General features: G+C 44.1%; 21 protein-coding genes. 17 read left to right on the top strand and 4 right to left on the bottom strand.

Annotated elements, in window-relative coordinates:
* Positions 1–302: 302 nt before the first annotated feature.
* Entirely contained in the window at positions 303–1,454 is a 1,152-nt protein-coding gene (locus AC59IL_RS15340) for a glycosyltransferase family 4 protein (protein ID WP_496553033.1), read from the top strand.
* Positions 1,455–1,482: 28 nt separating this feature from the next.
* Here the strand turns inward: AC59IL_RS15340 and AC59IL_RS15335 are convergent, their stop codons facing one another.
* Complete coding sequence (locus tag AC59IL_RS15335; protein ID WP_496553032.1) at positions 1,483–1,737, bottom strand: hypothetical protein; 255 nt, start codon at positions 1,735–1,737, stop codon at positions 1,483–1,485.
* A 322-nt stretch (positions 1,738–2,059) separates the two neighbouring features.
* Between AC59IL_RS15335 and AC59IL_RS15330 the strand changes: the two genes are divergently transcribed.
* Together AC59IL_RS15330 and AC59IL_RS15325 are read left to right on the top strand one after the other, a co-directional pair.
* On the top strand, positions 2,060–2,908 hold the full coding sequence (locus AC59IL_RS15330) for a fumarylacetoacetate hydrolase family protein (protein WP_496553031.1): 849 nt from the start codon (positions 2,060–2,062) through the stop codon (positions 2,906–2,908).
* A gap of 178 nt (positions 2,909–3,086) precedes the next feature.
* Complete coding sequence (locus tag AC59IL_RS15325; protein WP_496553030.1) at positions 3,087–3,968, top strand: class I SAM-dependent methyltransferase; 882 nt, start codon at positions 3,087–3,089, stop codon at positions 3,966–3,968.
* Between the two features lie 13 nt (positions 3,969–3,981).
* Here AC59IL_RS15325 and AC59IL_RS15320 read toward each other — a convergent pair whose 3' ends face one another.
* Positions 3,982–4,401: a DoxX family protein gene (locus tag AC59IL_RS15320; RefSeq protein WP_496553029.1), complete on the bottom strand. Its 420-nt coding sequence runs from the start codon at positions 4,399–4,401 to the stop codon at positions 3,982–3,984.
* 192 nt (positions 4,402–4,593) lie between these two features.
* Positions 4,594–5,178: a Crp/Fnr family transcriptional regulator gene (locus AC59IL_RS15315; RefSeq protein ID WP_496553028.1), complete on the bottom strand. Its 585-nt coding sequence runs from the start codon at positions 5,176–5,178 to the stop codon at positions 4,594–4,596.
* A 152-nt stretch (positions 5,179–5,330) separates the two neighbouring features.
* Here AC59IL_RS15315 and AC59IL_RS15310 point away from each other — a divergent pair, with 152 nt between their 5' ends.
* From AC59IL_RS15310 to AC59IL_RS15280, 7 genes are all read left to right on the top strand, one after another.
* The gene (locus AC59IL_RS15310; RefSeq protein ID WP_496553027.1) at positions 5,331–6,629 is read left to right on the top strand and encodes a BNR repeat-containing protein; all 1,299 of its coding nucleotides are present in this window, start codon (positions 5,331–5,333) and stop codon (positions 6,627–6,629) included.
* 568 nt (positions 6,630–7,197) lie between these two features.
* Positions 7,198–8,142, top strand: coding sequence for a PLP-dependent cysteine synthase family protein (locus tag AC59IL_RS15305; protein ID WP_496553026.1), 945 nt, complete (start codon positions 7,198–7,200; stop codon positions 8,140–8,142).
* 1 nt (position 8,143) lies between these two features.
* The gene (locus tag AC59IL_RS15300) at positions 8,144–8,569 is read left to right on the top strand and encodes a M67 family metallopeptidase (RefSeq protein WP_496553025.1); all 426 of its coding nucleotides are present in this window, start codon (positions 8,144–8,146) and stop codon (positions 8,567–8,569) included.
* A gap of 104 nt (positions 8,570–8,673) precedes the next feature.
* Positions 8,674–8,973 (top strand): MoaD/ThiS family protein, encoded by a 300-nt coding sequence (locus AC59IL_RS15295; RefSeq protein WP_496553024.1) that lies wholly within the window; start codon positions 8,674–8,676, stop codon positions 8,971–8,973.
* A 219-nt stretch (positions 8,974–9,192) separates the two neighbouring features.
* Entirely contained in the window at positions 9,193–10,353 is a 1,161-nt protein-coding gene (gene moeB / locus AC59IL_RS15290; protein ID WP_496553023.1) for a molybdopterin-synthase adenylyltransferase MoeB, read from the top strand.
* Positions 10,354–10,593: 240 nt separating this feature from the next.
* On the top strand, positions 10,594–11,100 hold the full coding sequence (locus AC59IL_RS15285; RefSeq protein WP_496553022.1) for an RNA polymerase sigma factor: 507 nt from the start codon (positions 10,594–10,596) through the stop codon (positions 11,098–11,100).
* Entirely contained in the window at positions 11,090–11,728 is a 639-nt protein-coding gene (locus AC59IL_RS15280; RefSeq protein WP_496553021.1) for a hypothetical protein, read from the top strand. The genes AC59IL_RS15285 and AC59IL_RS15280 overlap by 11 nt, the downstream gene beginning before the upstream one ends.
* 203 nt (positions 11,729–11,931) lie before the next feature.
* Here the strand turns inward: AC59IL_RS15280 and AC59IL_RS15275 are convergent, their stop codons facing one another.
* Positions 11,932–13,491, bottom strand: a complete 1,560-nt coding sequence (locus AC59IL_RS15275) for a hypothetical protein (protein WP_496553020.1) — start codon at positions 13,489–13,491, stop codon at positions 11,932–11,934.
* Positions 13,492–13,709: 218 nt separating this feature from the next.
* Here AC59IL_RS15275 and AC59IL_RS15270 point away from each other — a divergent pair, with 218 nt between their 5' ends.
* The 7 genes from AC59IL_RS15270 (at position 13,710) to ilvB (ending at position 23,699) form a co-directional block, all read left to right on the top strand.
* A complete protein-coding gene (locus tag AC59IL_RS15270) occupies positions 13,710–14,873 on the top strand; it encodes a 2-isopropylmalate synthase (RefSeq protein WP_496553019.1) in 1,164 nt (387 codons plus the stop codon).
* Between the two features lie 119 nt (positions 14,874–14,992).
* Positions 14,993–16,462 (top strand): 3-isopropylmalate dehydratase large subunit, encoded by a 1,470-nt coding sequence (gene leuC, locus AC59IL_RS15265; RefSeq protein ID WP_496553018.1) that lies wholly within the window; start codon positions 14,993–14,995, stop codon positions 16,460–16,462.
* Between the two features lie 153 nt (positions 16,463–16,615).
* On the top strand, positions 16,616–17,254 hold the full coding sequence (gene leuD, locus AC59IL_RS15260; RefSeq protein WP_496553017.1) for a 3-isopropylmalate dehydratase small subunit: 639 nt from the start codon (positions 16,616–16,618) through the stop codon (positions 17,252–17,254).
* A gap of 59 nt (positions 17,255–17,313) precedes the next feature.
* On the top strand, positions 17,314–18,429 hold the full coding sequence (gene leuB / locus AC59IL_RS15255; RefSeq protein WP_496553016.1) for a 3-isopropylmalate dehydrogenase: 1,116 nt from the start codon (positions 17,314–17,316) through the stop codon (positions 18,427–18,429).
* A 653-nt stretch (positions 18,430–19,082) separates the two neighbouring features.
* Positions 19,083–19,979: a branched-chain amino acid transaminase gene (locus AC59IL_RS15250; RefSeq protein WP_496553015.1), complete on the top strand. Its 897-nt coding sequence runs from the start codon at positions 19,083–19,085 to the stop codon at positions 19,977–19,979.
* A 184-nt stretch (positions 19,980–20,163) separates the two neighbouring features.
* On the top strand, positions 20,164–21,846 hold the full coding sequence (gene ilvD, locus AC59IL_RS15245; protein ID WP_496553014.1) for a dihydroxy-acid dehydratase: 1,683 nt from the start codon (positions 20,164–20,166) through the stop codon (positions 21,844–21,846).
* Positions 21,847–21,953: 107 nt separating this feature from the next.
* A complete protein-coding gene (gene ilvB / locus AC59IL_RS15240) occupies positions 21,954–23,699 on the top strand; it encodes a biosynthetic-type acetolactate synthase large subunit (protein WP_496553013.1) in 1,746 nt (581 codons plus the stop codon).
* Positions 23,700–23,708 lie beyond the last annotated feature (9 nt).

Raw genomic sequence — 23,708 nt, 5'->3', positions numbered from 1 at the left:
AATTCACCGCTTCCTTTTCCCGCACCGGTAAGCTCTTTCCCCCTTACCTGCTCTTATTCCTATTCCTGTTTATCGTTGTTACTCCCCCTATGCTGAAACACTCATTTGTTTCGGCATCTCAAAATCCTTTCCGTTTTATTATTCCCCATGTGTTTTGCAAAACCCATGGGTCTGATTTGTTTGTGTTTATATTAATTACTACCACTCTGTATTTCAGATGGGGCAGTTTGCATTTGTACTAATGCGCTGGTAAACCAGGCGCAGCAGGCAGGATGCTAACTGCTAATCTAAACGCATTCATAATGACAAAACAACAAAGGAAACCACGGATTTTGTTTATCGTTCAGCTTCCTCCTCCGATTCATGGTGTTACTCTTATGAATAAGTACGCCATAGAAAATCCATGCTGGAAAAAAGATTTTGATGTTAAAACGCTTCCCCTGCATTTTGGCCAGAAACTCGATGATATTGGCAAAGTTACACCAGGCAAGTTGCTGCATATGTTTCGTTTTATGATGAAGCTTTGTGGTACGCTCATTTCCTTTAGACCATCCCTGGTTTATTTTACTATAGTGCCAACCGGAAAAATATTTTACAGGGATGCTTTGTTAACGGGTCTTATTAAGATTTTTTGCCGGCGCATCGTCTTTCATCTTCACAAAAAAGGAGTGGAGGAGATGGCAAATGACTCTTCTCACAAAAAATGGTTGTTGAAAACAACATTTAAAGGCGTAAAAACAATTTGTCTTTCAGAAAAATTAACGGAAGATATTCGAACTATTTATGAGCCGGAGCCATTTATATTACCCAACGGCATTGATGTAGTAAATAATAATGTTCGTAAACGGGAGAATGAAATCCCACAGATAATCTATTTGTCGAACCTTGTAATAAACAAAGGCATTGAGGTTTTCCTCAAAAGCCTTGTTGATTTATATAATCAGGGTTGCCGTTTCATGGCAAGAATTGTGGGGGCGCCGGTAGATTATACCATTGAACAGGCAAAAGAATTTTGTGAACAGGCGGGCATAGGACATGTTGTAGATGTAGTAGGGCCGAGGTTCGAAAAAGATAAATTTGAAGAACTAAAGAAGGCAGATATTTTTGTGCTTCCCTCTTTTAGCGAGTGTGCTCCTTTATCTATTTTAGAAGCTATGCAATTTGGATTACCGGTAATTGCTACGCATGTAGGCGGTATACCCGACATTATTTGTGATGGCGAAAACGGATTGCTGATACCACCGGGCAATGTAAAGGAATTAACTTTTAAAATAAAGCAATTACTGAACGATAAAACATTACGAAAAAAAATGGGTAATAACGCCCGTGAAAGTTTTATTCAGAAATATACCCTCAGCAACTTTTACGAAGGGCTTACGGGTATTTTCAGACAGGTGTTGAATGATAAACCTGAAAAGCGGATAAAACAGAAAGGGCATATCAACGTTACATAATGTGCCCTTTGTGTTTGTTGTAAAGTGATTATTGACTTATTGTTTTCTGTGTGCTATCCGCACGCTGGTAATTCCAGCACGCATGTGCGCCTTGCCTGTATCTGAAAAAGCCGCGGACCATAATAGCATTAGTCGCAATAAAAACAACGATAGCTAAAATAGCAGCCACTTTTGTAAAGGTGGTTAAGGTAGCGCTTCTCGAAAAGCCTCCGAATACATACCCTATAATAAATACCATACAGGCTGCAAATAAAATCCGTAATAAAATGACTCCGATAAACATAATAATAAATTTTAATGATGAATTGATGAATGCTTCGTTTGCTGAAACAATAGCATGGCCAGGTATATTTTTGTGTGTATATTCATATGCTGAACTTTACAACACAAAATTATTTTGATATCACAGGCGGCCTTGCCAACAATAGCTGTTCAGGGAATTTGAATAGATGTAGGATTAAAAAGAGGCGATAACAGGAAAAGGTACAAGAAACAAGGCACAAGGAGCAAGAAGCAAGGTACAAGGCTCAAGGCGCAAGCGAATACCTGATAGTCATTATATTTGTAAGGAGCAGCTATTCACTATTGACCATTCACCATTCACCATGAAGCTATACAAAACAACCAAAGGCACACTATTACAGTTCAGGGAAGAATATTATGTGTTGCAACAGGATTGGGATGAACTGATTAATCGCAATGATTTGTACATTTTTTTGTCAGAAACCAGTTTGAACGGTAAAACCATACCGGCCTCAGAGGCCGAAGCATGGTGTGCTGAATACCTGCTACCTCCAATCGGAATGCAGGAAGTTTGGGCTGCAGGCGTAACGTATTTGCGAAGCCGCGATGCACGTATGGAAGAATCGAAAGAATCGGGTGGGGCCGATTGCTATCAGCGTGTATACGAGGCCGAGCGCCCCGAATTGTTTTTCAAAGCATTGGCACACCGCGTGGCCGGTCACCTGCAGGTGGTAAATATACGAAAAGATTCATCCTGGAATGTGCCTGAGCCCGAACTGGCGTTGTATATCAATGCAGCCGGCATTATTCAGGGATATACCATCGGCAATGATATGAGTTCGCGAAGCATAGAAGGCGAAAATCCATTGTATCTGCCGCAGGCCAAAGTGTATGAAAAAAGTGCCGCTTTAGGCCCCTGTCTGTATATTACCGAATATCCCATTGCTCCCGAAACAGGCATTCATATGACCATTCATCGCCACGATAAAAAAATGTATGAAGGCGATACCACCATCAGTCGTATGAAGCGTTCATTGCCCGAACTGGTAGCTTACCTGTACCGCGAATGTGATTTTCCGCATGGCTGCTTTTTAATGACCGGCACCAGCCTGGTGCCACCCAATGATTTTACCCTGCAATCCGGCGACCGTGTCACCATCAGCATCGATGGCATTGGAACAATGGTAAATACCGTGCAGGAGAAAAATTAATGGTTCAAACCTCTTCCATCACGAATGCACCATTGGTATTATTTAACCATCTCAGAACAACAACTTATTTTCATTTTTCTACAGTTTATTACATGTTTATTACCGATTGCCTGTTTTCACTTGAATACTGTTGGGTTCTTCTCTTATTTTGATCATCAATTAAAAACAGGGTTTCAAAATGAAAACACAAACAATTTCTTCCGATCTATTGAACGAATTATTTGAAAAAGGACCGGAAGTAAAGGATTATCAATTCCTGAACGAATTTTTTAATGATGAGTATGCAAAAGATTCGACCGGTTTTTTATCACAATTTGAAGATATCAGAAAAAGGGTGCACGCATTTAGTTCATCAACATCTATTGCGGGATTTTGTTACCTGCAACCTTATGGATACGCAGGAGACTTTCAGTTGATCGACAGGCTTTATACGAATTATAAAGGCCCTGGTAAATGTATTCAAAGATGGGATGATTTTGCTCAGTCACAGCCTGCGGCACAGGCCGTACGTAACAGAAAGGATTATTTTATCAATTTACTGCAAGCTGGCAAACCCGATAAGGTATTGAATATTGCCAGCGGTCCCTGCAGAGATATTAAAGAATATTATGACAATAACCCGTATGTTACTACCCTTATTGATTGTGTAGAACAAGACGGCAGGGCTATTCAATATGCGCAGCACATATTAAACGATGATGCCAGGGTTACATTTATTCAGCAAAACATATTAATGTATAAAACTGCCGGAAAGTACAGCCTCGTTTGGTCTGCAGGCCTGTTTGATTATTTTACCTCTACTATTTTTGTAAGAGTATTGAGGAAGCTGCTGGCTTGTGTTAAAGCGGGCGGTGAACTCGTAATTGGCAATTTTTCGGATGAAAACCCTAACAGGGCTTTTATGGAAGGAGGGATGAATTGGTTTCTGCATCATAGAAGCTCGCAACAGTTAATTGATCTGGCCAGGGAGGCAGGAGCCGCAGCCTGGAAACCGGTTGTTAAAAAAGAACCAGAAGGTGTGAACCTGTTCCTGCATCTCAGAAATCCTTATATAAAATAAAAACATACAATCATTACAAACAAAAATACCACACCCACGCCATATACACAGGTTGAAAAAACAACCGTGAAATATTGTAAAAGTTAGGTTTGGTACGCGCCACATAAATATTTGCAGGAAATACAGCTATCAATAAAAGCAATAAACCCCAGGCTGCTATCATGCGTGTGGAAGCAAATAATAGTAAAAATCCAAATATTATTTCTGCAGCGCCGCTGATGTAGTTCATGGCCCGGCGATAGGGCCAGTGGGCGGGGATCATCGCTTCGAGCTGAGCGCGTTTCGCAAAATGACTGATGCCTACCAGTACAAACATCATGGTAGCAGCAAAAACTCCTTTATCGTTCAGCGTAGCTAACGAGGCGCCTCCTGAAACAAGATCAACAAGAAATCCAACACCAAAAAAGAATAACAATCCAATTAAAAAAGCCATAGTATTAAATTTTGTAATTCACCATCTACAAAATTGATAATAAAAGCAGAGCAGTACGATAACCTGTGACAAGAAGTAAAGGAAATTTATTAACCTGGGTTAACGTGAAAATCAGAAATCAGAAATTAAAAATTAAAAATGAAAAAGTGAGAGCCTTGTGAAGGAGGTATTTACTTTTTAATTTCTCATTTTTCATTTATTATTTCTCATTAATTTATTGCGTATACGGCTAAGGCTGGGTGCCTGTATGCCCAGGTATGAAGCGATATAATGTTGCGGCAAACGTTCTACGATTTGCGGCTGGTTGTTTATTAATTCAATGTATCGTTCTTCGGCCGTTTTTAACAGCAGTGATTTATACTCGTTCATGGCTAATATATAAATGTACTCGGCAATCAGCCGGCCGAATTTCTCGTAGTGGGCGCCCAGTTTATACAGTTGCTGCATCTTGTCGTACGACAGGCAGAATACCTCACAGTCTTCCAGCGCCTCCACATTATTGGCAGCCGGTTTTTTGGTAAGAAAGCTTTCATAATCGCCGATCCATTGACCTTCGAACATAAAATGCCCCGTTTGCTCACGCTCCTGATAAGTAAAATACATGCGAAAGCATCCTTTAGTTACCACGGCCATGTCGCGGCATACCTGTCCTTCTTTCACAAAGAAATCGTGTTTGGCAATAATGCGGTGTTCGAGCTTGCTGATAAAAAACACCATTTCTTCTTCGGTTAAAGAAGGCATAATGCGTAGCAGGGATTGTTTGATGATGTCGAACATCCGCCCAAGTTATGGATTTTGAGATTTTGGGATTTTTCGATTTCTGGATTTTTTGAATTTTGGGGTTTTGCGATTGCATTTGGCAATGCGAACGAAAGAAATCTCAACATCTCAAAATCCCGAAATCTCAAAATTGCTTATTATATTGCTGTATGCACAAATTAATTACGGCCTTATTGATTGCGTTGTCCGGTACCACTATGGGCCAGGTTTCTGTTCAAATGACAACAGCCGGCAATGGCTGGGCTGCCAATTCGGTGAATACGGTTGTATTTCGCCATAATTCACTCACTACTTTTAAAAATACCCAATACATCGCTTATTACGATTCGGCACAGCGGCTTGTGATCGGCAAACGAACCATCGGTTCCCCTAAATGGATCATTCAACCCACACAGTATACCGGTAAAGCCACCGATGCGCACAACACCATCAGCATTATTACCGACGGCGATGGCTACCTGCATGTAAGCTGGGACCATCACAACAACGAATTGCGGTATGCACGCAGTGTGGCTCCGGGGTCGTTGCAGCTTACCGATAAATTACCCATGACCGGCCAAAAAGAAAATAAAGTTACCTATCCCGAATTTTACCGCCTGCCCAATGGCAACTTGTTGTTCCTGTACCGCGATGGCGGCAGCGGCAACGGCGACCTGATGCTGAACCGGTACGACCGCAAAACAAAACAGTGGACGCAACTGCAAAACGGATGGATCAATGGCGAAGGACAGCGCAATGCCTACTGGCAGATGACCATCGATAAAGCAGGCATCCTGCATTTGTCGTGGGTATGGCGCGAAAGTCCTGATGTGGCATCCAATCACGATATGTGCTATGCGAAATCAAACGATGGCGGCCGCACCTGGCAAAAAAGCACCGGTGAAAAATATACCTTGCCCATTACCGCTGCCACTGCTGAATATGCCTGCCGTATTCCGCAAAAAAGCGAGCTGATCAACTCTACCTCCATGGGCACCGATGATGCCGGCCATCCGTACATCGCCACCTACTGGCGGGCTGAAGAAAGCACCATACCACAATACAGATTAATATATAACGACGGTCACAAATGGATCACGCAACAAGTAAGCGATCGTAAAACGCCTTTCAGCTTATCGGGCGGCGGCACCAAACGGATACCGATATCGCGCCCGCGCATTTTAGTTGCGAATAAAAATGGTAAAGTGCAGGGCATACTCATTTATCGCGATACAGAACAGGGCGACAAAATAACCGCGGCCATTTGCAACGATATTACAAAGGGCAAGTGGCAGGTAAAAAATCTTACCGAAGCATCTGTTGGTTTATGGGAACCCAGCTACGATACCGAATTATGGAAAAGCAGTAAAGTGCTGCACCTGTTTGTTGAGCGGGTTGAGCAGGGGGATTCGGAAACCACTAAAGAGATTGCGCCGCAACCGGTTCAGGTTCTGGAATGGAAGCCGTGAGCCGCACTATACTTACACTACCTTTGAGCTATACTTAGTCTATACCAACACTACCCCTTAGGTAGGCTTTGAGGTAGCCCGGAGGTAGAGAAGAGGTAGGCAAGAGGTAGGGCAGAGGTAGCTTTGAGGTAGGGACGAGGTAGCCGGGGGGTAGCAAAGAGGTAGACATGAGGTAGCAATGGGGTAGCGTCGACAAAATTAAAATTTCATGAGGTAGCCGCGAGGTAGGGAAGAAGTAGACAATGGGTTCTATCGGCTTGTAAAAGAACAGATTGTAGTAGATAGTTTGCCTGATATACCGCATATTTAAAATGCATGAATAAATAATTAAGCTTTATTACAGATCGCGGAAAGAGTTCGCCATTTTCAAATAATCAGTATATTTGAATAGATATACAAACTACCAGATGACCAGGTTTTGCAAATACGCCGCATGTTGTTGTTGCTGTTGTACGGCAAAGAAGGTTATTATGGTGGAGGATAACCATATGTAGATTAATATACTTTTATATAAACAGTATTAAAGCTCCACACAACGTGGGGCTTTTTTATTTTAATACCTTCTCCCATGTCGTCGACTATTATAAAAGCAACACAACCAGATGAGCAACTTGTCGAAAGCTTGCGGTTGCTCCAACAACAAATAGGCCACACGCCCCTTTACCGCATTACCCGGTTGTTTAACAAACCCGGTGTAACCATCTATGCCAAAAAAGAATGGGAACAATTATCGGGCAGTGTAAAAGCAAGAGCAGGATATGGCATTTTCAGGGCAGCGATCGAAAGCGGCGCTTTAACCCGCCAAATAACCTTGCTCGATGCAACCAGCGGCAATACCGGCATTGCCTATGCCACCATTGGCTACCGGTTAGGTGTGCCCGTTGCCTTGTGCTTGCCCGAAAATGCTTCGCCCGAAAGAAAAGAAATACTGCATTCACTGGGCGCTGAAATTATTTATACCTCGCGCTTTGAGGGCACCGACGGCGCCCAACAGGTAGCCAAAGCACTGGCAGTCGAAAATCCCGGTAAATATTTTTATGCCGATCAGTATAAAAATGATAATAACTGGAAAGCGCATTATCATTCAACCGCACCTGAGATACTCGAAGCGCTGCCGGGTATTACGCATTTTGTAGCGGGCCTGGGTACAACCGGAACATTTACAGGCACCGGCCGCCGGTTGAAAGAATATAATCCGGCCATCAGATTGATTTCATTACAACCCGATAATCCTTTGCACGGACTGGAAGGATGGAAGCACATGGAAACGGCTATTGTACCCAAAATATACGATGCCAACCTGGCCGATGAAAACCTTGAAGTGGCAACGGAAGACGCCTGGGAAATGATAAAGGCGGCTTACCATTATGAACACCTGCTGTTAAGTCCTTCGTCGGCCGCCAACCTGGTAGGCGCGATTTCAGTAGCAGAAAAATTAAACGATGGCATTGTGGTAACGGTGTTGCCCGACAATGCCGATAAATACAGTGAAGTAATTAAAAAACTATTGTAACATGATCATACTCGAAATACAGGCACAAAAAGTAATAATGGATGATGCCGTACAGGCATTTCCTGATGAATGCTGCGGTTTTATTTTTGGTTATGAAGATGCGAATGGCCGTCGCGTTATTACCTATGCGCAGCCGGTAATAAATGTTAAAGAGGGCGACAAGCGCCGCCGGTTCGAAATTGCGCCGCACGATTACCTGCAGGCAGAACAATATGCCGAAGAGCACCAGATTGATTTGCTGGGTGTATACCATTCGCATCCCAATCATCCGGCCGTTCCTTCTGAACATGACCGCGCCGCCGCACAACCATTTTTCTCATACGTCATTATTTCGGTAAATGATAAACAACCGGGCATCATCCGTTCCTGGCGATTGAACGATGATTTACAGTTTGAGGAAGAGAATAATCATTTGCTGGCGATGTGAAAACATGTGCTGGTTACCAGTTACCAGCAACCGGTATCCGGTAACTGGCAACCACAAACCACAAACAAACATTATTAATAACCATTAAACAAGCAACTAAACACATGCCTACAGTAATCATCCCAACACCATTGCGCAGGTTCACGAACAACACAGCAAAGCTGCAGATCAATGCCGACACCATTGCAAACACAGTGAATGAATTAACCCTTAACTTTCCTGATTTGAAAAAACACCTGCTCGACGACCGGGGGCAGATCCGATCGTTTGTAAATATCTTTGTAGGAAATGACGACATTCGCAACCTGCAGCAGGAGCACACAACGGTAAAGGCTGATTCGGTGATTAGCATTGTGCCGGCGATTGCAGGAGGAGTTCCGGCCTTCAGGCCGGAGAGGCAGTAGGCAATGAGCAATAGGCAAAGGCCAATAGGCAATAGTTTTCGGGGTACAGGTTACATGTTACAGGGATGCTGTAATAATGAACCTGCCTGCCTGCCGTAGGTGAACAATATGCAATAAGCAGCTATATAACAGCAGGAATTTTTACCTGTTCCCTTTTGCCGATTGCCGTTTGCCGATTCACGTTTGCCGTTTCCCGTTTCACGATTTAAAAATATTACAATGAATGATTCTGCTATAACATTTTCAAAAGAAGAACTTGCCCGGTATAACCGGCATATCATTATACCCGAATTTGGGCTGGCAGCCCAGCAAAAATTAAAGGCCGCCAAAGTACTGGTAGTAGGCTCGGGCGGATTGGGCAGTCCGGTTTTATTATACCTCGCTGCCGCCGGTGTTGGCACCATTGGCATTGTTGATTTTGACGTGGTAGATGACAGCAACCTGCAACGACAGGTATTGTTTGGGGTTGATGAAATTGGCAAATCAAAAGTGGAAGCTGCAAAAAAAAGACTTGAATCATTGAATCCGCATATACGTTTTGTTTTGTACAATACGCAGCTCACTTCGCAAAATGCCCTCGACATTATTAAAGACTACGATGTGGTGGCCGATGGTACCGACAACTTCCCCACACGCTACCTCGTAAATGATGCCTGTGTGTTGCTGGGAAAACCAAATATATACGCATCTATCTTTCAGTTCGAAGGACAGGTATCGGTATTCAATTACCAACAGGCCAACGGCGACCTGGGACCGAATTATCGCGACCTGTATCCCACACCGCCGCCACCCGGTTTGGTGCCCAGTTGTGCCGAAGGGGGCGTATTAGGCGTATTGCCCGGTATCATTGGCAGTTTGCAGGCGCTTGAAGTAATTAAAGTTATTACCGGGGTAGGGGAGCCGCTGGCAGGGCGCTTTTATATTTTCGATGCCCTGAATTTTGAAAGCCGCACCTTTAATATCTCACGCCGCGATGATAATCCGCTGAACGGAAAAAATCCAACCATAACGCAACTGATCGATTATGAACAATTCTGCGGGGTAAAAGCAGTGGAGAAACCTGTTAAAGAAATTACGGCAAAAGAATTGTACGACCTGCAGGTTAAAGGCGAGCCCTTTCAACTCATCGATGTGCGCGAACCATACGAGTACGATATTGTAAACATCGGCGCCGAACTGATTCCGCTGGCCACTGTTGCAGATAATGCAGCAAAGATCAATAAAAATCAAAAAGTAATTGTGCACTGTAAAATGGGCGGCCGCAGCGCCAAAGCCATTCGTGAGCTCGAAGAAAAGTTTGGGTTCGATAATCTGTATAACCTCAAAGGGGGCATCATAGCGTATATTGATGAGGTGCAACCTGAATTAACGAAATACTGATTGCATAGAGGCTGTATCAAAGTTTGATGCAGCCTTTTTTTCAGGTACCTGATGCCTGATGTAAGATATTTCTTTTTTTGTTTGTAACATTTCTTCTCATATAATTACTTACCTCCTGTATTTTCAGATTTCGCATAAATATAAAACCTAATAAGTGTTGAAGGAAAGTGAATGCCAGACGAAAGTATGGTAATGGGGATGAACTATGTCCCGGATTGTTCACTTAACAATTGTAACAGCTTGAGTACAAAAGAAGCCCGTTTTCTGCAGCAAATGAAAACACATAACGGGATATTGTACAAAATATGCCGCATTTATCAGGATGATCCCGAAGATCAGCGTGACTTATTACAGGAGATCCTGTTGCAGCTTTGGTTATCGTATGATTCATTTAAAGGCGAAAGCCAGTTCAGCACCTGGATGTACCGGGTTGCATTCAATACGGCTATTGTATTCTTCAAAAAAGAAAAACGAAGAAGGGATGCTATTACAACGACTGAATATAACAACCTGCCTATCGAATTAGTTACTGTTTATGAACAGGAAGAGCAATTAAAAATATTTTATTCAGCAGTAAAAAAATTAAATAAGGTAGAAAAGGCATTGATCTTTCTGTACATGGAAGGGCAATCAGGAAATGAAATGGCGGTTGTGCTGGGTATTACACCGTTAAATGTAAGGGTGCGGTTGAACCGCGTTAAGGATAAATTAAAGTACATTATTAAAACAATGGGTTATGAATATTGATAACTTAAAAAATGCGTGGGCAAACGATAAAACAGAAGGCAGCCCGCTGCCATTTAATCGAATACCTGCCGGTAAAACTTCCTCTGTGGTATCGAAGGTCAGAAGGAATATGAAAATAGAATTTATTGGTCAAATAATGGCCTTTATATGTTTGATAGGGAATTTTCTCAACCATAATAAAACGCCTTTGTCGGTATTGATCTTCACCGTATCGTTGTTGCTTTTACTGATGCAAACTGCTTACTATTTCACCAGGTTTTATCTGTTGTATAAAAGAACCAACCGTTATGACCTTACTATAAGAAAAAGTATTTACAAAATCATTTACGAATTAGAGCTGAATCTTGAAATCTATAAAACCTTTAATTATTGTGCGTTTCCATTGGTTGTACTGGTTATTATTGGCGGCAACGTGGAATGGACTTCTTTTATACAGCAGAAAATAACCAACGGCTTTGTGATGAATTACCCTTCTTTATTGCTGATCCTTGTGGCATTGATTGCTAACCAGATACTTTTTATGGCATATTTGAATTGGCATATTCGCATCCGTTATAGTCGTTACCTCAGGGAACTGAAAAAAATAACGGAAGACCTTGAAATGGAAGATCAATCAGCTATCGTGTGAACCAGTGTTGAATAGCGAACCGAACGTATCCCGCACTTTGCGGGACGACGCAACCGGAATTTCATAGTAGCACAATAGCCGGGAACAAAATCACCAGGCAATGTGCAATATCTAATCTATTAGGCAGAACATTTAAAGATTCCCGGCGTATAGAAAAATTGATGGTGTATCCAATGCATCCCAACAATCCCATTAATCCCAGTTTAGACTACATTCCTCTTCATCCTGCTCAAAAACTTTTGACGGATGACGGTTTCGGTGGCCGGTATATTATCCATTTTACTTTCGAGCCAGGAAATGATGTCGAGGTAGGCAAAAGCACGCGTTTCAAAACGGTTGGCCTGCAATTGTTTTAACTGCTCGAGCAATTGGGCAAATTCGGGTTTCAGCTGACGGGGCGATAAATGGAAGGTGCGGCGAAGGAAACGGAATATTTCTTCTTCCACCACACTCAAATTGCCCATTTTAGCCATAAAGCGGTAAACCGATTTGAAAAGATATTCGAGCAATTGGAAATTGCCCAGCTCATAATGGGCTATCAGGTGCAACAATCGCGAGTAGCATTGCAAATCGGTACGCAGGTCAACCTTCCAGTTAATGATCTGGTTCAGGTAGTCAATGGCCTGCTCGTATTTGCCGCTGCCAAAATACAGCGACGCAATTTTGTAATAGAACACCAGAATGCGGTGCCTGTCGAGGTATATTTCGTATTCTTTTAGCTTTTCTTCAATATAGGGCACCAGTTGCAGTCCTTCGGTAAACGTGCCCTCCATAAAATGCTTGTTGATCTTACTCAGGTGCAGGTAAACAAAAGTTTGAATGCGGTTATTGTGATTGTTGATCACCAGGTCGCTGTTCGCAAAGGCTTCAAACTTTTCCAGCGATTCCTTCAGTTTTACATAATTCTGCAGGTCGAAGTGGGCGCCCATCAGGTTGTGCATGCCTTTGATGTAGTGGGCGGTTTCTACTTCGATCATAAACTTCTCTTTTTCAAACAGTTCTACCCATTTTTGGGTATAGCGGTAGTATAGCAGAAAGTCCTGGCGAATAAAGGCATACCAGCAATAGCTCTGGTACAGGTACAGCCGTTCATAAAAGCCTTTGGCCTCATCGGCGCCGGGCGGAAAATGCTGGTCGAAGAACTGCTGCACCACCTTTTCATCGTTCTCATCACGGGCGTGGCCGTTCTTAATGTACCAGCTGTATAACAACAGCGACAGGTTCGAGAGCTTGCTGATCATTACCAGCCGGCGGTTGGTTTCATCAACCTCGCCGGTGAGTTGTTCGGCGCGATCGGTCATACTGCGCGTGATGTGCAGGGCTTCTATCTTCTTTTCAAAAAAAAGCACCTGCAACAGGTATGTGACCTGGTTATTGGCCCGGGCCAGCTCCTTCATGCGGTCGAGCATCTTCAGGCTTTGTAAATACAAACCCTTATTGTACAATATACGCGCATGGTCCATCATCTCATGCAGCTGAATATCAATGTTATTTTCGTTCTTAATCAGCCGAAGGCTGCTGAGGATCTGCTTGTACAAATGCGCTTTAATATTGCTAAGCTGTTGCTTTTTAAGCTCCTTATACCTGCTTAATAGTAGATTTTCGTCGTAAGTTTCCATTTTGTCGAGCGCATCGAATAACTGCACGATCTTCAGGTTTTCACTTGAAGAATTACGTTGAACATACAGCTTGAAATTGCGTTTCTCCGATTTTTCAAGAGACTTTACAAGCTGAAACAAAGCATCTGTTGACCGGTTGGGCATCGTAATCAAATATCGTTAAAGTCCTTGACCAACAAGGGTTTTGATCAGGTTGGTTCCTTTTAAATAATGTAAATTAGGTACAAATTTGATTTCTGCGGTTAAATAAACAGGAATAATTTCGGATCAGCAGGTTGTTATTCTCTTTTATAGCAAGCAACAACAAAATCAAACAGCCTGCTATTTTTTTTATAAAATCCTACTTTACCGAACTGATACCTATGTCAAAAGACAAAGTCTATATTTTCGACACAACGTTAAGAGATGGCGAGCAAGTGCCCGGATGTAAATTAAACACGAGGGAAAAGATAGAAATTGCTTTGGCTCTTGAGGAGCTTGGCGTTGACATCATTGAAGCAGGTTTTCCCATTTCATCACCTGGTGATTTTAAAAGTGTTAGCGAAATAGGCGCAGTAATAAAAAATGCTGTGATATGCGGTTTGAGCCGGGCTGTACAGAAAGATATTGAAGTGGCCGGCGAGGCTTTAAAAACGGCCAAACGCCCACGTATTCATACCGGGATCGGTACTTCCGACTACCACATTAAATCGAAATTCAACAGCACCCGCGAAGAGATTTTACAACGGGCTATTCAGTGTGTAAAATGGGCGCGCAATTTTACCGATGATGTGGAGTTTTATGCCGAAGATGCCGGCCGTACCGACAATGATTACCTGGCAAAAGTAGTAGAAGCTGTGATTGCTGCAGGCGCTACTACGGTAAACATTCCCGATACAACAGGTTATTGCCTGCCGCATCAGTATGGCGAAAAAATAGCTTACCTTACCAATAATGTTCCCAATATCGACAAAGCGGTGATCAGCTGCCATTGTCATAACGACCTTGGTTTGGCTACTGCCAATTCTATTGCAGGAACGATGAATGGTGCGCGACAGATAGAATGTACGATCAACGGATTGGGCGAAAGAGCGGGTAATACCTCGCTCGAAGAAGTGGTAATGATCATAGAACAACATCACTCCCTCGGCTTTTATACAGATATTAAAACCCGTCAACTAAACCCATTAAGTCGCCTTGTATCCGATACCATGCGGATGCCGGTGCAACCGAACAAAGCTATTGTAGGCGCCAATGCCTTTTCACATTCATCTGGTATTCACCAGGATGGATTTTTGAAAGATGCATTGACCTACGAAATCATCAACCCCGAACAGGTTGGGGCAGATGGAAGTAAAATTGTTTTAACAGCGCGCAGCGGCCGCAGCGCATTGGCCCATCGCTTTCAGAAACTCGGTTTTCAATTTAACCGCAACGACATCGACGTGTTGTACGAACAGTTTTTGAAAGTGGCTGACAGAAAGAAGGAAGTTGAAGATGAAGATCTGAAGATGTTAGCCAATCAGTATCAGGCCGCCACAGTTTAGTGAGCAGTATTTTCTCATAATCATGTAGTTTTTGTTACGCGTGGTGCGTCTGCACCACGCTTTTTCTCAAACCCACCCCTTCGCCAGAAGGGGGAGCATGAAAATGAAAAAGGAAAAGAATGAAAGAGTCATCAAATAAAAGTGATAAGAGCGATAAGGGTCAACGCCCTTCGGGCGTTGGAGGTAAAACTTTATTTGAAAAGATCTGGAATAAGCACATCGTACAACAAATCGACGGTGGGCCTTCAGTAATATACATCGACAAACATTTCATTCACGAAGTAACGAGTCCGCAGGCATTTCAGGGACTTGAAAAAAGAGGTCTTAAGGTTTTCCGTCCGCAACTGGTAGTAGCTACTGCCGACCATAACGTTCCCACACTTAATCAGCATTTACCAATAAAAGACGAATTATCGCGTAACCAGGTGCAGCAACTGATCGAAAACTGCGCCAGACACGATATTGAGTTATACGGCCTTGGTCATCCATTTCAGGGTATTGTGCATGTAATTGGTCCCGAACTGGGCATTACCCAGCCGGGCATGACCATTGTTTGCGGCGACAGTCATACCAGCACGCATGGCGCTTTTGGGTCCATTGCCTTTGGCATTGGTACCAGCGAAGTTGAGATGGTAATGGCTACGCAATGCCTGATGCAAACCAGGCCCAAACTGATGCGTATAAACGTAGAAGGCACGCTGAACAAAGGAGTAGTTTCAAAAGACATCATTTTATACATCATTTCATTGATCAGCGCCAGCGGAGCTACCGGTTATTTTGTTGAATATGCCGGCTCGGCCATTCGCAGCTTATCGATGGAAGCCCGCATGACCATTTGCAATATGAGTATTGAAATGGGCGCTCGGGGAGGCATGATCGCTCCTGACGATATCACGTTTGAATACATCAAGGGCCGTTTGTTTGCTCCCGCGAACACACGGGACAACAACCAGTGGGACCGCAAACTTGAATACTGGAAAACCCTGTATTCAGATGCCGATGCGGTATTTGATAAAGAAATTAATATCAACGCGGCCGATATTGAGCCCATGATCACCTATGGCACCAACCCCGGAATGGGCGTGGGTATTACCGGTCATATTCCTGCCGAAAATGAGATCACCGAATCAGAGCGCCCTTCATTTTTGAAGTCGCTTAACTATATGGGTTTGCAACCCGGCGCCACCATAAAAGACAAAAAGGTTGATTATGTATTCATCGGCAGTTGTACCAACAGCCGTATCGAAGACCTGCGCATGGTTGCATCTTTTGTAAAAGGAAAGCATAAAGCCAGCGATGTTGAAGTATGGGTTGTGCCCGGCAGCAGGCAGGTTGAAAAGCAGGCGCGTCAGGAAGGCATTGATAAAATATTTGAAGAAGCAGGCTTTCAGCTACGCCAGCCCGGCTGCTCGGCCTGTTTGGGAATGAATGAAGATAAAATACCGGCTGGTAAATATTGCATCAGCACCAGCAACCGCAATTTTGAAGGAAGGCAGGGGCCCAATGCCCGCACATTCCTCGCCAGCCCGCTAACTGCAGCAGCAGCTGCTATTACGGGAAGAGTTGTGGATGTAAGGGAGCTGATTTAAATAAGCAGGTAGGGAGTGGGATGAAGTAGGAAGGATGAAGTAAGACGTAGGAATATGTTCACGAGTTAACAGGTTGACAAGTTGATAAGTTAACAGAAAACTGAGCGTATTGCCGTTTCACGATTGACCATTGACCATTCACCATTGACGTAAATGAGCAAGAAGATAAACATAGTGACCAGCACCGTGGTTCCGGTTAATATCGAAAACATCGATACTGACCAGATCATTCCTGCGCGGTTTTTAAAAGCCACCAGCAGGGATGGATTTGGTAAGAACCTGTTTCGCGACTGGCGTTATAATAATGACGATGAGCAACAACCGAAAACTGATTTTCCGCTGAACAATCCCGTTTATAAAGGAAAGATACTGGTAGCAGCGAAAAACTTTGGTTGTGGTTCAAGCCGTGAACATGCTGCCTGGGCCATAAAAGACTATGGCTTTGATGTGGTTGTGAGCAGCTTTTTTGCTGATATTTTTAAAAATAATTCGCTCAATAACTTTTTACTGCCGGTTCAGGTAAGTGAAAATTTTCTGCAAAAGATTTTTGCAGCAGTAAAAGAAGATGCAAATACTGAGTTGGAAGTGAATCTCGAAAAACAGACTATTAAAATATTAAGCGGAGTGTCGCCAAACTCCCCCTCCACCGGAGGGGGCCGGGGAGAGGCCGCTGAGGAAACCTTTGAAATAAGTAATTATAAAAAGACCTGTTTGCTGAATGGGTATGATGATATTGATTACCTGCTCAGCCTGCGTGGCGACATAGAAGCTTTTGAAGCCGCGCGCCCTTAATCCCCCTCCCCACGAGTCGGGAGGGTCGGGGGGAGGCCCCCGCCCTGAAAACACTATATATGGAAAAGAACATTGTTATTATTGAAGGTGATGGCATAGGCCCCGAAGTAACCCGGCAGGCCGTTAAGGTTTTGAATGCCATTGCCGAGCAATTCGGTCATGAATTTAATTACCGCTATTGCTTAATGGGTGCAGATGCCATAGATAAAACCGGCAATCCGCTGCCCGACGAAACGATTGATGCCTGCCTGCAAAGTGATGCTATATTGTTTGGCGCCATCGGCCATCCTAAATACGATAACGATCCTTTGGCCAAAGTACGCCCCGAGCAGGGCCTGCTGAAATTGCGGAAGTCGCTGCAATTGTTTGCCAATATACGACCGGTAACAACATACCCATCGTTGCAACATTTGTCGCCTTTGAAAGCGCAGCAATTAGAAGGCGTTGATTTTATAATTTTCCGCGAACTGACAGGCGGAATTTATTTTGGAAAGAAAGAATTAAGTGAAGACGGAACACGGGCCTCTGACGATTGCGTATATACGCGCCCTGAAATTGAACGCGTGGCACGACTGGCATTTCAGTATGCACAGCAACGGCGCAAAAAGTTAACGCTGGTAGATAAGGCCAATGTGCTCGAAACATCGCGCCTGTGGCGCAAGGTGGTACAGGACATTGCCGCAGAGTATGCCGATGTAAAGGTTGATTTTTTGTTTGTCGACAATGCCGCCATGCAAATCATTCTGAACCCCAAACAGTTCGATGTAATTCTTACCGAGAATATGTTTGGCGATATCATCAGCGATGAAGCCAGTGTGATCAGCGGTTCGTTGGGGTTACTGCCCTCTGCCTCGGTTGGTACGGGCGCTGCTTTGTTTGAGCCGATACACGGTTCATACCCGCAGGCAGCTGGTAAAGACATTGCCAACCCATTGGGAAGCATTTTATCAGCAGCCATGTTGCTCGATCATTTTGGTTTGAAGAAGGAAGCCGAGGCTGTACGCCTGGGTGTAGAGTGGACGCTGGTAAATGGCTTTGTTACAAAAGATATTGATACTGTTAATTTTTATTTCACCTCTACCATTGGTGAGCTGGTAAGTGATTATGTGGCCAATCGCATACCGGGTGGAGTGAATAAAGCGAATATCGAATTGAGGAAGTCGACGATTATCTGATGACGGAAGTCGGATGTCAGAAGACTGAAGTCCGAAGTCAGATGTCTGAAGACGGAAGTCGGAAGTCAGAGATTGGGTGAGGTTGAATTAGTATTGAAGGATTCATTATTGGGTTCAATCAGACTTCAGACCTCAGACTTCAGACTTCACGATGGCTCGGTTTCAAAAAAAATTGGTTACAATAGCTCTTTTTATTAACCGGCGGGTGTATATTTGTGACAACACGAGTCCTCTTATGCAAAGAAGCAGATTAAATAACATCATCTCTGTCGTAACTGCAATAATAATTATTGTGGTGGTGGTGATTATTCCTGCAACGCACGGAGGTGGTGTATAAGTATACGAAAAAAACTAAGCATACAAGACCCGCCTCCAACGAGGCGGGTTTTTTGTTTTAGGCCCCTGAGTGATTGCCCTGAGCGTAGTCGAAGGGGCGAGATAGAGATTCTGAGCGAAGTCGAAGAATTGCCTGGGCTCATTGGATCCTGAGCGAAGTCGAAGAATTGAAGTGGCCGCGAACGATCCTGAACAGCCGGCCTTAGCGTAGTCGAAGGGCCGAAGTGCCGCAAGGTCGAATAACCGAAAGGGGCCTGCGCCTTGAAACCTGAAACTTAGAACTTACAACTTATAAGAACCTTATCAACTATAACCATATGGCATATTATAACAACGATACGATCATTTATCTCAACGGTGCTTATGTAAAAGCATCAGAGGCAACTACCGACTATTACAGTCAGAGTTTACATTATGGCTATGCGGTATTTGAAGGCATCAGGTCGTATAAAACAGCAGATGGCAGCACTAAAATTTTTAAAGCAGCCGAACATTACGACCGCTTAAAAAATTCTGCCGATGCATTAAATATGCCTTATCACTGGCTAACCAATGAACTGATTGATGCCACCTATGAAGTATTGAGCCGCAACAACCTCCAAAACGCATATATACGCCCGGTAGTGTACGCGCCGGCCAACATGAGTTTCAACCCCAATAACGAATCATATATACTGATCGCAGCATGGGAAATGGGTTTGTTCCTCGGCGAAAAATTACTGCGGGTAATGACCTCTTCATTCCAGCGCCCCAATCCCAAAGGGTTCAGGATTGAAGCAAAAGCCAGCGGACATTATGTAAACTCTATACTGGCCAGCCAGGAAGCAAAAGCAAAAGGATTCGACGAAGCGTTGTTAACCGATATGAACGGATATGTGGCTGAAGGTCCCGGTGCGAATGTGTTTTTTGAAAAGAACGGCAAACTGTTTACACCGCCAACAGGAAATATTTTACCCGGCATAACACGTGCCACGGTAATAGAAATATGTAAAGAACTGAATATACCCGTTGAAGAACGCTTATTCACAACCGATGAATTAAAACAGGCCGATTCCGCATTCTTTTGCGGCACCGCTGCCGAAGTGATCGGCTGGCAGTCGTTAGATGAAGCCCTGTTTCCGAAGAACTGGAACGATTCATTGGGAAAGATTATTCAACTGGCGTATAAGAACAGGGTAACAGAAACACCGGTTACAAAGGAGGCTGTTGCATAGGGAAAAAGACTATTTCGCGCAAAGGCGCAAAGCGACTTTTTTGCGGTCCTGAGGCGTTGAAATAAGTGGAGTGATTTTGTATCTGAGGTTTTAAATACGCGAACAAATCAGCGCCTTGGCGCCTTTGCGAGAGATTATTGGCGGGAAACTAAAGAACTAAAAGCTGACTACATAAAAAACTGAAATGGCAGAACTGAACAAATATTCAAAGACGATCACGCAGGATATAACACAACCTGCGGCCCAGGCAATGTTATACGGCATTGGCTTAACCGATGAAGATTTAAAGAAAGCGCAGGTAGGCATTGTTAGCATGGGCTACGATGGCAACACGTGTAATATGCACCTGAACGACCTGGCCAAAATTGTTAAAGAAGGCGTTTGGGATAACCAGCTGGTAGGATTGATTTTTAATACCATTGGTGTAAGCGATGGCATAAGCAACGGAACAGAAGGGATGCGCTTTTCGCTGGTTAGCCGCGATATCATTGCCGATTCTATCGAAACAGTTTGCGGCGCTCAATATTACGATTCACTGATTGCTATACCTGGCTGCGATAAAAATATGCCCGGCTCGGTAATGGCCATGGGACGTTTAAACCGTCCGGCTATTATGGTGTACGGCGGTACCATTGCACCTGGACATTATAAAGGGCAGGACCTGAACATTGTTTCGGCCTTTGAAGCACTGGGGCAAAAAATTGCCGGTCAGTTAAGCGATGCCGATTTCAAAGGCATTGTGCAAAACTCCTGCCCCGGCGCCGGCGCCTGCGGCGGTATGTATACAGCCAACACCATGGCATCGGCCATTGAGGCACTGGGTATGAGTTTACCTTTTTCTTCATCGAACCCCGCATTAAGCGAACAAAAGAAACAGGAGTGTCTGGAAGCGGGTAGGGCCATCCGTTATCTGATGGAAAAAGATATCAAACCCCGCGATATCATGACCCGCAAGGCTTTTGAAAATGCGCTCACCGTAATTATGGTACTGGGCGGAAGCACCAATGCTGTATTGCACATGATCGCCATTGCAAAAAGTGTGGATGTACCATTAACGCAGGACGACTTCCAGAAAATAAGCAACAAGGTGCCCATGCTGGCCGACTTTAAACCCAGTGGCAAATACCTGATGCAGGACCTTCATGATCATGGCGGTTTGCCATCGGTAATGAAATACCTGTTACAAAAAGGATTGCTGCATGGCGATTGTCTTACAGTGACTGGAAAAACACTCGCCGAAAACCTGGCCGGTGTTCCTGACCTGAATTTCGAAACACAAAAAATTATATATCCGCTCGAACAGCCCATCAAGGCCACCGGTCACCTGCAGATATTGTATGGTAACCTTGCCGAAAAGGGTAGTGTGGCAAAGATCACCGGTAAAGAAGGCGAACGCTTTGAAGGACCAGCCCGCGTGTTCGATGGCGAATTTGAACTGATTGCCGGTATTCAGAACAAAAGAGTGCAACCCGGCGATGTGGTGGTGATAAGGAATGTGGGTCCCAAAGGAGCTCCCGGTATGCCCGAAATGCTGAAACCCACTTCGGCGCTTATTGGTGCCGGTTTGGGAAAAAGTGTAGCCCTGATCACCGATGGCCGTTTCAGCGGTGGCACCCATGGTTTTGTGGTAGGGCATATAACGCCTGAAGCATTTGACGGTGGTACTATCGGACTGGTACAGGATAACGACATCATTGAACTGGATGCTGTTAAAAATTCCATTACGCTCAAAATAAGCGAAGCCGAACTGGCCAAACGTAAGGCGGCATGGAAACAGCCTGCATTAAAAGTAACAAAAGGTGTTTTATATAAATATGCGAAGCAGGTAAAAGACGCTTCGGAAGGATGTGTAACGGATGAAGTATAATTTCTGATTTTGAGATTTATTGATTTTGGGATTTAAATCACAAAATCTCAAAATCCCGAAATCAGCAATGTTTAAAATCGACTCTATTGAATCATTAAAATAAGTTTATGAGTACAATCGAAAAGGCACCTGCCAAAGCAAAGACAGACAAGAAGCCAGCAGTAACAAATATCAGCGGCTCGGTCGCTGTGTTGGAAGCATTTCTGGCAGAGGGTGTCGATACCATTTTTGGGTATCCGGGTGGTGCCATTATGCCTATCTATGATGCGTTGTATGATTATCAGGATAAACTGCACCATATTCTGGTGCGTCATGAACAGGGCGCTACACATGCCGCCCAGGGATATGCGCGGGCATCCGGTGATGTGGGTGTGGTATTTGCAACCAGTGGCCCCGGTGCAACCAATCTGGTAACAGGTTTGGCCGATGCCCAGATCGATAGTACGCCGCTGGTGTGCATCACCGGTCAGGTGTTTGCTCATTTGCTGGGAACAGATGCTTTTCAGGAAACTGATGTGATCAATATTACTACGCCGGTTACCAAATGGAACTACCAGGTTACCGATGCCACCGAAATTCCCGCCGTGCTGGCAAAGGCATTTTACATTGCCCGCAGCGGAAGACCCGGTCCCGTGTTGATTGATATTACCAAAAATGCCCAGTTACAAAAATTCGATTACGAAGGATATACCAAATGCGATCATGTGCGCAGCTACCGGCCTGCTCCTATTGTGCGTAAGGAATATATTGCCGAAGCTGCCAAACTGATCAATGAAGCAGAAAAACCTTTTGTAATATTCGGACAAGGTGTAATTCTTGGTAAAGCCGAAAATGAATTTAAAAAATTTATCGAAAAAGCCGGCATTCCAACTGCCTGGACCATCATGGGTTTAAGCGCCCTGTCTACAGACCATCCCCTGAATGTAGGTATGCTGGGCATGCATGGTAACTACGGCCCCAACGTATTGACCAATGAATGCGATGTGTTGATTGCCGTGGGTATGCGTTTCGACGACCGCGTTACAGGCCGCCTCGATAAATATGCCAAACAGGCCAAAGTAATTCACCTTGATATAGATCCCGCAGAAATTGATAAGAACGTAAAAACAACAGTTCCGGTTTGGGGCGATTGTAAAGAAACCCTGCCCATGTTGACCGAACTGATTGAACAAAAAGTTTATCCACAGTGGTTGCAGAAGTTCAAAGAGTATATGAAACAGGAAGAAGAAACCTGCATCATCCCCGAACTGAACCCCACCGCCGACCAAATGACCATGGGTGAAGTAATTAAAACCCTCAACGAATTAACCGGTGGCGATGCGATTATTGTAACCGATGTAGGGCAGCACCAGATGGTAGCCTGCCGCTATGCAAAATTCACACAATCGAAAAGCAATATCACTTCGGGTGGTTTGGGAACCATGGGCTTTGGCTTACCAGCTGCAATGGGTGCTAAAGTAGGAGCGCCCGATAGAACTGTAGTAGCGATTATTGGTGATGGTGGTTTTCAGATGACCATTCAGGAGCTGGGAACCATTATGCAATGCGAAATTGATGTTAAGATCCTGATCTTAAACAACCAGTTCCTGGGCATGGTGCGCCAGTGGCAGCAGCTCTTCCACGACAAACGCTATTCGTTTGTTGATATCGCCAGTCCTGATTTTGTACAGGTAGCCAAAGGTTACAGAATCCCCGGGCAAAGCGTGTCGAAAAGAGCCGATCTGAAAAATGCATTGACCGAAATGCTCAATACAAAAGGCGCTTACCTGCTCGAAGTAATGGTAGGTAAAGAGAACAACGTATTCCCGATGGTTCCCCAGGGTTGCAGTGTTGCTGAAATAAGATTGAAATAATAAAAGTAA

This window comes from Niastella sp. sgz303648 (assembly GCF_059587045.1).
The sequence above is the reverse complement of the archived record's forward strand: the minus strand, read 5'-3'. Positions and strand labels throughout refer to the sequence as shown.